At 64.7% G+C, this 12,621-nt stretch carries 15 protein-coding genes; 10 read left to right on the top strand and 5 right to left on the bottom strand.

The genetic code is table 11. The features are described from left to right. The first annotated feature begins 110 nt into the window (after positions 1 to 110). Genes AC3WLX_RS33190 through AC3WLX_RS33200 form a run of 3 tightly spaced genes read left to right on the top strand, consistent with a single transcriptional unit; the run spans position 111 to position 2,939 of the window. Positions 111 to 818, top strand: a complete 708-nt coding sequence (locus tag AC3WLX_RS33190) for a Tim44/TimA family putative adaptor protein (protein WP_492339115.1) — start codon at positions 111 to 113, stop codon at positions 816 to 818. Next, complete coding sequence (gene mltA / locus AC3WLX_RS33195; RefSeq protein WP_492339116.1) at positions 796 to 2,352, top strand: murein transglycosylase A; 1,557 nt, start codon at positions 796 to 798, stop codon at positions 2,350 to 2,352. Before AC3WLX_RS33190 ends, mltA begins: the two co-directional genes overlap by 23 nt. After that, on the top strand, positions 2,349 to 2,939 hold the full coding sequence (locus AC3WLX_RS33200; protein WP_492339117.1) for a Smr/MutS family protein: 591 nt from the start codon (positions 2,349 to 2,351) through the stop codon (positions 2,937 to 2,939). Before mltA ends, AC3WLX_RS33200 begins: the two co-directional genes overlap by 4 nt. Before the next feature lie 183 nt (positions 2,940 to 3,122). Here AC3WLX_RS33200 and AC3WLX_RS33205 read toward each other — a convergent pair whose 3' ends face one another. From AC3WLX_RS33205 to hslV, 5 genes are all read right to left on the bottom strand, one after another. After that, positions 3,123 to 4,247, bottom strand: coding sequence for a hypothetical protein (locus AC3WLX_RS33205; RefSeq protein WP_492339118.1), 1,125 nt, complete (start codon positions 4,245 to 4,247; stop codon positions 3,123 to 3,125). A gap of 28 nt (positions 4,248 to 4,275) precedes the next feature. Beyond that, positions 4,276 to 5,580 carry an ATP-dependent protease ATPase subunit HslU gene (gene hslU, locus AC3WLX_RS33210; RefSeq protein WP_492339119.1) on the bottom strand — a complete coding sequence of 435 codons (1,305 nt, stop codon included), beginning with the start codon at positions 5,578 to 5,580 and terminating at the stop codon, positions 4,276 to 4,278. A gap of 49 nt (positions 5,581 to 5,629) precedes the next feature. Then, positions 5,630 to 6,268 carry a DUF2585 domain-containing protein gene (locus tag AC3WLX_RS33215; RefSeq protein ID WP_492339120.1) on the bottom strand — a complete coding sequence of 213 codons (639 nt, stop codon included), beginning with the start codon at positions 6,266 to 6,268 and terminating at the stop codon, positions 5,630 to 5,632. Beyond that, positions 6,265 to 6,747 (bottom strand): GNAT family N-acetyltransferase, encoded by a 483-nt coding sequence (locus AC3WLX_RS33220; protein ID WP_492339121.1) that lies wholly within the window; start codon positions 6,745 to 6,747, stop codon positions 6,265 to 6,267. The genes AC3WLX_RS33215 and AC3WLX_RS33220 overlap by 4 nt, the downstream gene beginning before the upstream one ends. A gap of 186 nt (positions 6,748 to 6,933) precedes the next feature. Further along, a complete protein-coding gene (hslV, locus tag AC3WLX_RS33225; protein WP_492339122.1) occupies positions 6,934 to 7,494 on the bottom strand; it encodes an ATP-dependent protease subunit HslV in 561 nt (186 codons plus the stop codon). Positions 7,495 to 7,747: 253 nt separating this feature from the next. Between hslV and hisB the strand changes: the two genes are divergently transcribed. From hisB to coaA, 7 genes are all read left to right on the top strand, one after another. After that, a complete protein-coding gene (hisB, locus tag AC3WLX_RS33230; RefSeq protein ID WP_492339123.1) occupies positions 7,748 to 8,341 on the top strand; it encodes an imidazoleglycerol-phosphate dehydratase HisB in 594 nt (197 codons plus the stop codon). Positions 8,342 to 8,405: 64 nt separating this feature from the next. Further along, on the top strand, positions 8,406 to 8,936 hold the full coding sequence (locus tag AC3WLX_RS33235) for a DUF2628 domain-containing protein (protein ID WP_492339124.1): 531 nt from the start codon (positions 8,406 to 8,408) through the stop codon (positions 8,934 to 8,936). Then, complete coding sequence (hisH, locus tag AC3WLX_RS33240) at positions 8,933 to 9,583, top strand: imidazole glycerol phosphate synthase subunit HisH (protein WP_492339125.1); 651 nt, start codon at positions 8,933 to 8,935, stop codon at positions 9,581 to 9,583. Before AC3WLX_RS33235 ends, hisH begins: the two co-directional genes overlap by 4 nt. After that, the gene (hisA, locus tag AC3WLX_RS33245; RefSeq protein WP_492339126.1) at positions 9,571 to 10,314 is read left to right on the top strand and encodes a 1-(5-phosphoribosyl)-5-[(5-phosphoribosylamino)methylideneamino]imidazole-4-carboxamide isomerase; all 744 of its coding nucleotides are present in this window, start codon (positions 9,571 to 9,573) and stop codon (positions 10,312 to 10,314) included. Before hisH ends, hisA begins: the two co-directional genes overlap by 13 nt. Before the next feature lie 10 nt (positions 10,315 to 10,324). After that, positions 10,325 to 11,098, top strand: coding sequence for an imidazole glycerol phosphate synthase subunit HisF (hisF, locus tag AC3WLX_RS33250; protein ID WP_061023640.1), 774 nt, complete (start codon positions 10,325 to 10,327; stop codon positions 11,096 to 11,098). Positions 11,099 to 11,186: 88 nt separating this feature from the next. Next, positions 11,187 to 11,513, top strand: a complete 327-nt coding sequence (locus AC3WLX_RS33255; RefSeq protein WP_492339127.1) for a phosphoribosyl-ATP diphosphatase — start codon at positions 11,187 to 11,189, stop codon at positions 11,511 to 11,513. A gap of 21 nt (positions 11,514 to 11,534) precedes the next feature. Beyond that, positions 11,535 to 12,491: a type I pantothenate kinase gene (gene coaA / locus AC3WLX_RS33260; RefSeq protein WP_291623813.1), complete on the top strand. Its 957-nt coding sequence runs from the start codon at positions 11,535 to 11,537 to the stop codon at positions 12,489 to 12,491. Positions 12,492 to 12,621: the final 130 nt, after the last annotated feature.

The following is a 12,621-nucleotide window of genomic DNA, read 5'->3' on the forward strand; positions in this document are numbered from 1 at the left end:
CGTGGACCTAAAATGGTGATGTAGACTTGCCGTTTCGGTAGGGAACGGTCTACTGGCCGGATTGATTTTCCCGGCAACGAGCCCTGAAAAGACCAGAAAGCGAATACGACGTGGACATCTACACCATCATATTCCTGGCGCTGGCCGTCTTCATCTTCCTGAGACTGCGCAGCGTGCTGGGGCAGCGCACGGGCAACGAGCGGCCGCCGTTCGATCGCACCGCCGCCCGCAATGCGCTGGGAGGTGCCCAGGACAACAACGTCGTGACCATGCCGGGCAAGGTGATCGACCAGGCCCCCCTGGCGCCGTCGGCCGAGCCGACCCCGCCGTCCGACCGTTGGAAGGGGCTCACCGAGCCGGGGACTCCCCTGGCACAGGGCCTCGATGCCATCGTCGAGAAGGATTCCAGCTTCGACCCGCGCCATTTCCTGTCGGGTGCCAAGGGCGCCTACGAGATGATCGTCCTGGCCTTTGCCAATGGCGACCGTCGTGCGCTGCGCGACTTGTTGTCGTCGGAGGTCTACGAGAGCTTCGACGCCGTGATCAGGGAACGCGAGAAGAACGAGCAGAAGACCGAGACCCGCTTCGTTTCGATCGACAAGGCCGAGCTCGTCGGTGCGGAGATGCGCGACCGCACCGCCCAGCTCACCGTGCGCTTCGTCTCGCAGATGATCTCGGCCACCCGCGACAAGGCCGGCAACATCGTCGACGGCAGCGCCGACACGGTCGCCGACATCACCGACATCTGGACATTCGCCCGCGACACCTCCTCTCGCGATCCGAACTGGAAGCTGGTTGGCACCGGAAGCGCGACTTAAGGTCTTCCTGAAGACCAGCGCGACGGCGCTTTGCGCAGGCGCCGTCGCGCTGTCAGCGTTTTCGCTCGGGGCCGAGGCGGCGCGGCGCCACCACCGCAACCATCACCACCACCACCATTCACCGCAAAAGCCTGCTGTGCCGGTGCGGGCCCTGCCCTACCCGCAGCTTCCTCTGCCGTTCGAAGTTCCTGGCGCGCAATATCTGCCGCTGGCCTGGGCGGACCTGAAGGGATGGGGCGAGGACAATCATCTCGCCGCCTACAAGACTTTCCGCGCCAGCTGCCGCCCGATCAATGCGCAGAACGGCGCGGCCGAGGCCAGGAACGGCGCTGCGGAAGCCAAGGCCTTGGCCGGCTCTCTCAACGAGCCCTGCCGGGCTGCCAAAACGCTCGATCTCGCCGACGACGCCAAGGCAAGATCCTTCTTCGAGGAAAACTTCACGCCGCTGCGCATCTCGCGTCTCGGCGAGCCCGCGGGGTTCGTCACCGGCTATTACGAGCCGGTGCTGGAGGGATCGCGCACGCAGACCGACGTGTACACCGTGCCGGTCTATCGCCGTCCCTCGAACCTGTTCGTGCGCGGCTACAAGCAGGATTCGCTCAGCCTGCCGAACAAGGGGCCAGTCTATCGCAAGATCGGCCGCCGCAAGCTGGTGCCCTATTACGATCGTGGCGAGATCGAGGACGGCAAGATCGCCGGCCGCGGGTTGGAAATCGCGTGGCTGAAGGATCCGACCGATCTTTTGTTCGCCCAGATCCAGGGCTCGGCGCGCATCAAGTTCGACGACGGCAGCTCGGTCCGGCTCAATTACGACGCCTATAACGGCTATCCCTACACGGCCGTCGGGCGCATCCTGATCGAGCGCGGCATCATCCCGAGGGAAGAGATGTCGATGCAGAAGATCAGGGAATGGATGACGCAGAACCCTGACGGCGCCAAGGAGCTGCGCCGTGCCAACCGCGCCTACATCTTCTTCCGCGAGGTCAATCTCTCCGACAAGGATGAAGCGGTGGGCGCGCAGGGGATTCCGCTGACCGCCGGCCGCTCGATTGCGGTCGACAAGGCGTTGCATGTCTACGGCACGCCGTTCTTCATCGAGGGCGAGCTGCCGATCGAATCCGAGCGCGCCAGGACGCCGTTCAACCGCTTGATGATCGCGCAGGATACCGGTTCGGCCATCATCGGACCCGCACGCGCAGATCTGTTTTTCGGCGCCGGCGCGGAAGCCGGCCGCGTCTCCGGGCGGCTCCGCCATCCCATGCAATTCGTGATGCTGGTGCCGAAGAGCCTCGATCCGGCCCCGCTCGCCGCGAAACTGCCGATCCCGGACCCGCGCCCCGCGGAGAAGATCGCAAAACTGTTTCCGCAGACCGTCCCGGCCAAGGCAGACACGCCTGCGGCCGCCGCGCCTCAAGACAAGACGGAGACGGTAGCGATTGCCGGCCCCATCCCGCTACCTGTGCCGCGTCCCGCAATCGAGCCTGCCTCCGAACCGCGCCGCCCGGTGAAGAATCGTCCTCCTCGACAGCAATGAAGCGATCGTCCCGTCCGCCTGTGCTGGAGCCCCGCCCCTCGCCGCGCCGCCGCGCGCTGAGCGAGGACGAGCGCGAGCTGTGGGACCTCGTTGCAAGGCATGTCAAACCGCTGCGGAAGCACCGCGTGGCGAAAGCGCATGCCGCGCCGAATCCCGAATCCTCGGCCGCCGTGCCGAGCGTGCGGCCCGCGCCATCGCCGCGCCCCATCGCGGCCGCGCCGGCGCCGCGCGTGACCAAGCCGTCTGTCCCGCCGCTTGCGCCGCTTGGCAAGCGCGAGCGGACCAAGCTCTCGCGCGGCCGCAGCGAGATCGAGGCGCGGCTCGATCTGCACGGCATGACCCAGATGCGCGCCCATCGCGCGCTGGCCGGCTTCCTGCACCGTGCCCATGACGACGGTCTGACCTTCGTGCTCGTCATCACCGGCAAGGGCCGCAGCGGCGGCGAAAGCGGCGTGCTGCGCCGCCAGGTGCCGGAATGGCTGAGCCTGCCGGAATTCCGCGCCTTCGTCGTCGGCTTCGAGCAAGCCGCGATCGGCCACGGCGGCGAGGGCGCGCTGTATGTGCGGATCAGGCGGGCGAGAGGGTAGCGGCTTTTCTTGCCTCTCCCGCTTGCGGGAGAGGCCGACGCGCGAAGCGCGGCGGGTGAGGGCTCTCGCCGCACTGAGACGTCCTCAGTTAATCTCGATAATCCCAGCGCGGAGACACCCTCTCCCCAGCCCTCTCCCGCAAGCGGGAGAGGGAGCGCACCGTCTCCGGGGCTGTGATTGCGCCTAAAACGGCCGGACAATTCCGACGCGTGGGATCAGCGTGATGATCAGGCCGAAAATGTTGGTCTTCCGATCCTCCGCCGGGATCAGCGCAGCTTCATGCTTTGCCGGCAGCATCTTCACGACGTGCAGGATCAGGAACATGCAGACTGCCCAGTTCGAGATCCAGCGCGAATAGTCGAACACCATTGCGAACATCACGACATAGGCCAGGCTGATGCCAATCAGCGCCGCAATGACGAGGCGGCGGTGCATCTCGCTTGCGAGTGCGCCGATCAGGTTTGCGAAGAAACGCCACAGCGGTAAGTGCAGCCAGATCAAGAGAGCGAACACGGGCACGCCGAGACTATTGTGCGGCAGGCGCCCCCAGGTATCGGCAATTTCCTTCGCCAGCGGCTGGTACCAGATATAGGCGAATTGTAGGAGATCGGTGCGGGATGGATCGGCCATCCGTGCTTTCAGATATGCGACGAAGTCCGCTTCGGGGATCGGCATCGTTCCCCAAAACTGCGCGGCGAAGAACAGCGCGGCGACGAGGGCGAGGGCGACGATGCCGAACGCCACGCTGGCGCGGTTGCAGCTGTGAGAAAGGTAGTGCCTGAACACGACGATGGTGATGATGGTCGGCACATACATCAAGAGATGGATGTGGTGGATTAGCACGAGGACGATCGCGAACAGCGCGGCTGTCGCCACGAACAGCAGCGAGCTTGCCGGCATTAGCAGCAGGACGATGGCGAGCGCGCAACCATAGATGTCGAAATGGCCGAGCGTGTGCATGAAGTTCTTCAAGAAGAACGGCGAGCCTGCGGTGAAGACGAACAGCGGCAGCGTTCTCGCGGAGAAGCCGAACGTCTTTTGAAACAGCCTTGCGTAAAACGCTGATGTCACCAGCCACGTCGCTCCGCCGAGCGCGAACACCAGCCAGACCGGCACCTTGTCGGTGAACAGCGCGACGATTGCCCCGATCAACGCGCGTTTGATGAAGCCGAAATGATAGTCGACCAGGAGGTGGATGTAGGGGACATAAGGCGGCAGCTGGATCTTGTGGACGAAGACGCCAACGATGACCGCCGCGTTGATCGCGAGCAGGAGCCGCCAGGGATGTTGCAGGATGCGGAGGGTCACGCCGCATCCATACCGTGACCGCTGCGAATTACAAAATGAACCGGCTCAGATCCGCGTTCTTGGCGAGGTCGCCGATATGCTTCTGCACGTAATCCGCGTCGAGCCGGACGGTCTCGCCGTTGCGGTCGGGGGCGGTGAAGGAGATCTCGTCCAGCACCCGCTCCATCACGGTCTGGAGCCGCCGCGCGCCGATGTTCTCGACGGTGGAATTGACGGCGACCGCGATGTCGGCGAGGGCGTCGATGGCGCCGTCGGTGATGTCGAGCGTCACGCCCTCGGTCTGCATCAGCGCGACATATTGCTTGATCAGCGAGGCCTCGGGCTCGGTCAGGATGCGGCGCATGTCGTCGCGGGTCAGCGCCTGCAATTCGACGCGGATCGGCAGGCGGCCCTGCAATTCCGGCAACAAGTCGGACGGCTTTGCGACGTGGAAGGCGCCGGAGGCGATGAACAGGATGTGGTCGGTCTTGACCGCGCCGTGCTTGGTCGAGACCGTGGTGCCCTCGATCAGCGGCAAAAGATCGCGCTGCACGCCCTCGCGCGAGACGTCGCCGCCGACCCGGCCGTCGCGTGCGCAGATCTTGTCGATCTCGTCTAGGAACACGATGCCGTTGTTCTCGACCGTGCTGATCGCCTCCAGGGTCAGCTGCTCGGTGTCCAGCAGCTTGTCGGATTCCTCGTTGACCAGGATCTCGTGCGAGCTTTCGACCGTCAGGCGCCGCGTCTTGCTGCGGCCGCCGAGCTTGCCGAAGATGTCGCCGAGCGAGATCGCGCCCATCTGGGCGCCCGGCATGCCCGGGATCTCGAACATCGGCATGCCGCCGCCGGACGACTGCGTCTCGATCTCGATTTCCTTGTCGTTGAGCTCGCCGGCCCGCAGCTTCTTGCGGAACGATTCCCGCGTCGCCGAACTCGCATTGGCGCCGACCAGCGCATCGAGCACGCGTTCCTCGGCGGCGAGCTGGGCGCGCGCCTGCACGTCCTTGCGCTTGCGTTCGCGCACCTGCGCGATCGCCACCTCGACGAGATCGCGGATGATCTGCTCGACGTCGCGGCCGACATAGCCGACCTCGGTGAACTTGGTCGCTTCCACCTTCAGGAACGGCGCGTTGGCGAGCTTGGCGAGCCGCCGCGCGATCTCGGTCTTGCCGACGCCGGTCGGGCCGATCATCAGGATGTTCTTCGGCAGCACCTCCTCGCGAAGTGAGCCTTCGAGCTGCTGCCGGCGCCAGCGGTTGCGCAGCGCGATCGAGACGGCGCGCTTGGCGTCGGCCTGGCCAACGATGAAACGGTCGAGTTCAGAAACGATTTCGCGGGGCGAGAAGTCTGTCATGTCTGCTTAGCTAGGGCGGGAGGCGGCCAAGGACAAGCCGCATTTTGGGTCAGATGATCGGCGGGCCGGATTGCCATTGCTTCACGGCTTCAATCGGATGGATCAGCATCAGGACGTTGAGCGTCAGATTGTCGCGAATGTGAAGCGCCAGCACGATCTCGAAGGCGAGCCCAAGCAGGACCGTCGCGCCGACGGGCAGGGCGCGTGCGGCCAGGAACCCCAGGATCATGGCCAGATTGTCAGAGACCGAATTGACGATGCTGTCGCCGTAATAGTCCAGCGAGATCGTGCCGGCGCGGTAGCGCTCGATGATGAAGGGCGAATTCTCGACGATCTCCCAGGCGCCCTCGATCAGCATGGCGACGATCAGCCGCGCCGGCCAAGATAAACTTGGAAGAGGGAGACGCAGGAACGGCAGACGCGCAAACAGCAGCCAGGTCAGGCCGTAGAACAGGAAGCCGTGCAGGATGTGCGAGAACGTGTACCAGTCCGCGATATGCTGGGAATTTTCCGAGCTGTTCACGACGCTGTGCCAGAGCTTGATGGTGCCGCAGGTGCAGATCGGCACGCGTCCCATCCCGAACAGAATCGCGGCCTGGAGGGCCAGCAGCAGCAGCGCGATGCCGGCCCAGCCGAGCGGCGAAAATGCGGTGGTGGATTTGGCGGCGGGAGTTGCGGCGAGCGTCATGGCTCTCGGATCATCAGGAGTGCGGGACCATCCGGCGTGACGATCTCGTGCTGCGGCACGAATCCAGCTTTCTCATAGGCACGAATCGCGCGTGGATTGGCAGGACTTGGGTCTATCACGATGCGCGGCACACCGCGCGCGAAGAGCTGGTCGATGAAGGCACGGATGAAAGCGGAGCCGTGCCCGCATCCGAGCATGTCGGCCTCGCCGATGAACTGATCGAGACCGCGGGTGCCCACGGGCTGCGGACCGAAGCTGAGGTGCCAATCGCCGATTTGGTAGCACTGCAGATAAGCCAAGGGCCGATCGTTGTGGCTGACGATGAACTGCGCGAGGTCAGGATGATCGAGGTCGCCGCCGACGAATTCGAGCGTCTCCGGATCGTGCCACCATTCGGCGACATGCGGCGCCGCCAGCCAGCGCCGGATCAGCGGCATGTCGGCCGGGGTCATCGGGCGGAAGGTGTAGCTTGGGGTCATCTATCGACCGCGGCGGCGCTGCGCTCCCTCGCCCGCTTGCGGGAGAGGGTCGGGGAGAGGGTGCCTCCTCAACGGGACAATCCCCCAGAGGGCAAAGCCCTCACCCGCGCCTTCGGCGCGACCTCTCCCGCTCGCGGGAGAGGTGACTGCCAGTCCGGAGCCACGTTGTTGAGTCACAGATCCGCCCTACCCCGTTGCCAGGCTCTCAATGGTCAGATTCCGGTTGGTGTAGACGCAGATGTCGGCGGCGATGTCGAGGGAGCGACGGACGATGGCCTCGGCATCCTTGTCGGTGTCGAGCAGGGCCCGCGCCGCGGCCAGCGCATAATTGCCGCCGGAGCCGATCGCCATGACGCCGGCCTCGGGCTCGAGCACGTCGCCGGTGCCCGTCAGCACCAGGGAGACGTCCTTGTCGGCGACGATCATCATGGCCTCCAGCCGCCGCAAATAACGGTCGGTGCGCCAGTCCTTGGCGAGCTCCACCGCGGCCCGGGTCAGCTGCCCCGGATATTGCTCGAGCTTGGATTCCAGCCGCTCGAACAGGGTGAAGGCGTCGGCGGTGGCGCCGGCAAAGCCGCCGATGACGTCGCCCTTGCCGAGCTTGCGGACCTTCTTGGCGTTGGACTTGATCACGGTCTGGCCGATGGAGACCTGGCCGTCGCCGCCAACCACCACCTTGCCCCCCTTGCGGACGGTCAAGATCGTGGTGCCGTGCCAGCCCGGCGAGCTGTTCTGGGTCGCTTGCATGAATGATCCTCGTGGTCCGGCCTGATTTAGGGGGTCAGGGCCTAGGGGACAACCTGGGTACAACGGCCCGTTCCGGGCCGAATTTCACTCACCATAGGCAGAAGTGGAGGTCCGGCCGGCCGTTCCCGCAGTAGCGAAGGTGTCATTTGGCTGTTAAGAGACTGGCGTTTTCGGCTCAAGGAGCATGATCCGGAAAAGTGGTCCGGTTTTCCGACAAGATCATGCTCAAAACCAAAGTGGAAACCGCACTTCAATGCGCACCGCGACGATCAGGCGCAAGACCAAGGAAACCGACATCGAGGTCTCCGTGAACCTCGATGGCACCGGCGCGGCTGATATCGCGACCGGCATCGGCTTTTTCGACCACATGCTCGATCTTCTCGCCCGCCATGCCCGTATGGACCTCACGGTCAAGGCGGTCGGCGACCTGCACATTGACCATCACCATACCACCGAGGACACCGGCATCGCGCTCGGCCAAGCGGTCAGGCAGGCGCTCGGCAACATGGCGGGCATCACCCGCTATGCCGGCGTGCACATGCCCATGGATGAGACGCTGACGCGTGTGGTTATCGACATTTCGGGACGCCCGTTCCTGGTGTTCAGGGCCGCCTTTCCCCGCGACAAGATCGGTGAGTTCGACACCGAGCTGGTGCGCGAGTGGTTCCAGGCCTTCGCCATCAACGCCGGCGTGACTCTCCACGTCGAGACCCTATATGGCGATAACAGTCACCATATCGCCGAGTCCTGCTTCAAGGGCCTGGCGCGGGCGCTGCGGACGGCGGTCGCGATCGATCCGAAGGCGGCGGGCGAGATCCCGTCCACCAAGGGTTCGCTCGGCGGCTGAACTTCCGTCCGCGGGCGACGTGCGCCGCCTGCGGTATCAATGAATTCGAGAACGGGGCATCACCATGCCTGTCTACACAGTTCATGCTCCCTCCTCCGGCGGAGCCGATTTGCGCGCGACCGACAGGTTCGTGTTCGTGCGTGACGGCTTTCATTTCTGGGCGATGATCTTCGGCCCATTCTGGCTGCTGTGGAACCGGCTGTGGCTGGCGCTGGTTGCGTGGGTCGTCTTCCTCGTCGCGTTCAACGCCGGCCTCTCCGCGCTCGGCGTCGGTCGCGGTTCGATCTTTGTCGCGGACCTGATCGTCGCTTTCTTGCTGGGCCTCGAGGGATCGACCCTGCGGCGCTGGACGTTGTCGCGCGGCAAGTGGCGCCAGCTCGACGTCGTGATTGCCGACGATCAGGACACCGCCGAAAGCCGCTTCTTCGAGCGCTGGAGCCAGAAGCAGCACGGCATCGTCAACGACCAATGGGCCGTCGATCGCGGCGGCCCGCCGCCGACCCGCACCACGCCGGGCCAGCAGTTTTCGAACCCGCCGCCCATTCCGGCCGGCGGCATCATCGGGTTGTTTCCAGAACCGGGAGGGTCAAGATGAGCGTCGCCATCATCGATTACGGTTCCGGCAATCTGCATTCGGCCGCGAAAGCCTTCGAACGCGCCGCCCGCAGCCTGGAAGCTCCGCAAAAGGTCTTCGTCACCAGCGATCCCGATCAGGCCTACGAGGCTGACCGCCTCGTGCTGCCGGGCGTCGGCGCGTTCGCCGACTGCCGGCGCGGGCTCGACGCCGTCAACGGCATGGTCGAGGCGATCACCGAAGCGGTGCGGGTCAAGGCGCGCCCCTTCTTCGGCATCTGCGTCGGCATGCAACTGATGGCCAGCCGCGGCAAGGAGCATGTCATCACCGAAGGCCTGAACTGGATCGGCGGCGACGTCGAGAAGATCATGCCCCGCGACGAGAGCCTCAAAATCCCGCACATGGGCTGGAATACGCTGGACCTGCTGCAGGAGCATCCGGTGCTGAACAAGCTGCCGCTCGGCCCCAAAGGTCAGCACGCTTATTTCGTGCACTCCTACCACCTCAACGCCGCCAACGAGGCGGACGTGCTCGCGCGCGCCGATTACGGCGGTCCTGTCACCGCGATCGTCGGCAAGGACACCGCCATCGGCACGCAATTCCACCCCGAGAAGAGCCAGCGTTTCGGGCTGGCCCTGATCTCGAACTTCTTGCGATGGAAGCCGTGATTCTCTTTCCCGCCATCGACCTCAAGAACGGCCAGTGCGTGCGCCTCGAGCAAGGCGACATGGCGCGCGCGACCGTGTTCAACCTCGATCCGGCCGCGCAGGCGCAGAGCTTCGTCGAGCAGGGCTTCGAGTATCTCCACGTCGTCGATCTCGACGGCGCCTTCGCCGGCAAGCCGGTGAATGCGCACGCAGTCGAGGCGATGCTGAAGACGATCAGAATCCCGGTGCAGCTCGGCGGCGGCATTCGCGATCTCGCGACCGTCGAAGCCTGGCTCGACAAGGGCATCACCCGCGTCATCATCGGCACCGCGGCGGTGCGCGATCCGGAGCTGGTGAAGGCCGCCGCGAAGACGTTCCCCGGCCGCGTCGCGGTCGGGCTCGACGCCCGCGACGGCAAGGTCGCTGTCGAAGGCTGGGCCGAGACGTCGCAAGTGACAGCGCTGGAGATCGCAAAGCGGTTCGAGGATGCCGGCGTTGCCGCCATCATCTTCACCGACATCGCGCGCGACGGCTTGCTCAAGGGCCTGAACCTGGACGCGACCATTGCGCTGGCGGATAGCATCTCCATTCCCGTGATCGCTTCCGGCGGCCTCGCCTCGATCGAGGACGTCAAGGCGATGCTGACGCCGCGCGCGAAAAAGCTCGCCGGCGCGATCGCAGGCCGCGCGCTCTATGACGGCCGGCTCGATCCCGCCGCCGCCCTCACGCTGATCCGCAACGCGCGCGCCTAGGAGCTGACCGATGTTCAAGGTGCGCGTGATCCCCTGCCTCGACGTCAAGGACGGCCGCGTCGTCAAGGGCGTCAACTTCGTCGATCTCAGGGATGCCGGCGATCCCGTCGAAGCCGCCATCGCCTATGACGCGGCCGGTGCCGACGAACTCACCTTCCTCGACATCACCGCGACCCATGAGAACCGCGGCATCATGCTGGACGTGGTCCGGCGCACGGCGGAAGCCTGCTTCATGCCGGTGACCGTCGGCGGAGGCGTGCGGGAGGTCAACGACATCAAGACGCTGCTGCGCGCCGGCGCCGACAAGGTCTCGATCAACAGCGCCGCCGTGGCGCGCCGCGAATTCGTCAAGGAAGCTGCCGAAAAATTTGGCGAACAATGCGTGGTGGTCGCGATCGACGCCAAACGCGTCAAGCGCCCCGGCGGCGACCGCTGGGAGATCTTTACCCATGGCGGCCGCAACTCCACCGGCATCGATGCGATCGAATATGCCCAGGAGGTGGTCTCGCTCGGCGCCGGTGAAATCCTGCTGACTTCGATGGACCGCGACGGCACCAGGCAGGGGTTCGACATTCCGCTGACCCGGGCGATTGCCGACAGCATTCCCGTCCCGGTGATCGCCTCGGGCGGCGTCGGCAATCTCGACCATCTCGTCGACGGTATTCGCGACGGGCACGCCACGGCGGTGCTGGCAGCCTCGATCTTCCATTTCGGGGAATTCACCATCCGTGAAGCCAAGGAGCACATGGCCCGGCGCGGGCTGCCGATGCGCCTGGATGCTTAACGACTCTGGCTCGCAACGATGTTAGATTGACCGACGGGATGGCCATCATGGCCAAATCTGTTGCCGAGCGTATCTCCGAGTAAGTCCGATGCCGCGTTTCACGATCCATGATCTGGCCGAGACCATCGACGCCCGCGCGGCGGCCGGCGGCGAAGCCTCCTATACCCGCAAGCTCCTCGACAAGGGGGCCGAGCATTGCGCCAAGAAGTTCGGCGAGGAAGCAGTCGAAACCGTAATCGCTGCAGTCGAAAACGATCGCGCGCATCTGATCGCCGAAAGTGCCGATCTGCTCTATCATTTCCTTGTGCTGCTGAAGGCGCGCGACATAAAGCTGGAAGAGGTCGAGGCCGCGCTGGGCCAGCGAACCTCGATGTCGGGGCTGGAAGAAAAGGCGTCGCGCAAGGGCGGCAGCTAGCCGGAATGGAGAGGTCGCGTCATGGATATCCGCGCACCGGAGCAGCAGTATAATCCCTACCGCGTCTATACGCGCGAGCAGTGGGCGCGGCTGCGCGACGATACGCCGATGACGCTGGAGCCGGGCGAGTTCGACCGGCTGCGCTCGCTGCACGACCGCCTCGATCTCCAGGAAGTCGAGGACATCTATCTTCCGCTGTCGCGCCTTTTGTCGATCTATGTCGATGCGATGCAGCGCCTGTATTACGCCGAGCGCCAGTTTCTCAACATCCGCGACCGCAAGGTGCCCTACATCATCGGCGTTGCCGGCTCCGTCGCGGTCGGCAAGTCCACCACCGCCCGCGTGCTCCAGGCGCTGCTGGCGCGCTGGTCGCCGCGCCCGAAGGTCGAGCTGATCACCACCGACGGATTTCTCTATCCCAACGCGGTGCTCGAGCGGCACGGTATCATGCAGAAGAAGGGTTTTCCGGAGAGCTACGACCTGCCCCTGTTGCTCAGCTTCCTCTCGGACATCAAGGCCGGCCGCCGCCACGTGCGCGCGCCCGTCTATTCGCATCTGACCTATGACATCGTGCCGAACCAATGGGCCGAGATCGACCAGCCCGACATCCTGATCGTCGAGGGCGTCAACGTGCTGCAAACCGGCAAGCTGCCGCGCGACGGCAAGGCGGTGCCGGTGGTCTCCGACTTCTTCGATTTCTCGGTCTATATCGATGCCGACGAGGTGGCGCTGCGGCGATGGTACATCAAGCGTTTCCTGGCGCTGCGCGACACCGCGTTCACCGATCCGAAATCCTATTTCAACCGCTACGCCTTGCTCTCGGACGAGGAAGCCACCGCCACTGCGATCGCGATCTGGGAGCGCACCAACCTCGCCAATCTCGAGGACAACATCCTGCCGACCCGCCCGCGGGCGACGCTGATCCTGAAAAAGGGTGCCGACCATACGGTGGAGAGCGTGGCACTCAGGCGGCTGTGATGGCGTGGGTACCGGCAAATAGCGAGCTGAGTATCTTTTGATGCAGACTAACTGAGGGTATTGGGTTATGGCCTTCGAACACGCGAGGGGCCATGGTTGATCGTCTCAAAAGCGCTGCCGAACAGCTCGA

This window comes from Bradyrhizobium sp. FW305-F6 (assembly GCF_058782905.1).

Coding starts and splice junctions, on each gene's coding strand:
- AC3WLX_RS33200 (WP_492339117.1), top strand. CDS start 2,349: ATGAAGCGATCGTCCCGTCCGCCTGTGCTGGAGCCCCGCCCCTCGCCG.
- hslU (WP_492339119.1), bottom strand. CDS start 5,580: ATGACAGACTTCTCGCCCCGCGAAATCGTTTCTGAACTCGACCGTTTC.
- AC3WLX_RS33215 (WP_492339120.1), bottom strand. CDS start 6,268: ATGACGCTCGCCGCAACTCCCGCCGCCAAATCCACCACCGCATTTTCG.
- AC3WLX_RS33220 (WP_492339121.1), bottom strand. CDS start 6,747: ATGACCCCAAGCTACACCTTCCGCCCGATGACCCCGGCCGACATGCCG.
- hslV (WP_492339122.1), bottom strand. CDS start 7,494: ATGCAAGCGACCCAGAACAGCTCGCCGGGCTGGCACGGCACCACGATC.
- hisB (WP_492339123.1), top strand. CDS start 7,748: ATGCGCACCGCGACGATCAGGCGCAAGACCAAGGAAACCGACATCGAG.
- AC3WLX_RS33235 (WP_492339124.1), top strand. CDS start 8,406: ATGCCTGTCTACACAGTTCATGCTCCCTCCTCCGGCGGAGCCGATTTG.
- hisH (WP_492339125.1), top strand. CDS start 8,933: ATGAGCGTCGCCATCATCGATTACGGTTCCGGCAATCTGCATTCGGCC.
- hisA (WP_492339126.1), top strand. CDS start 9,571: ATGGAAGCCGTGATTCTCTTTCCCGCCATCGACCTCAAGAACGGCCAG.
- hisF (WP_061023640.1), top strand. CDS start 10,325: ATGTTCAAGGTGCGCGTGATCCCCTGCCTCGACGTCAAGGACGGCCGC.
- AC3WLX_RS33255 (WP_492339127.1), top strand. CDS start 11,187: ATGCCGCGTTTCACGATCCATGATCTGGCCGAGACCATCGACGCCCGC.
- coaA (WP_291623813.1), top strand. CDS start 11,535: ATGGATATCCGCGCACCGGAGCAGCAGTATAATCCCTACCGCGTCTAT.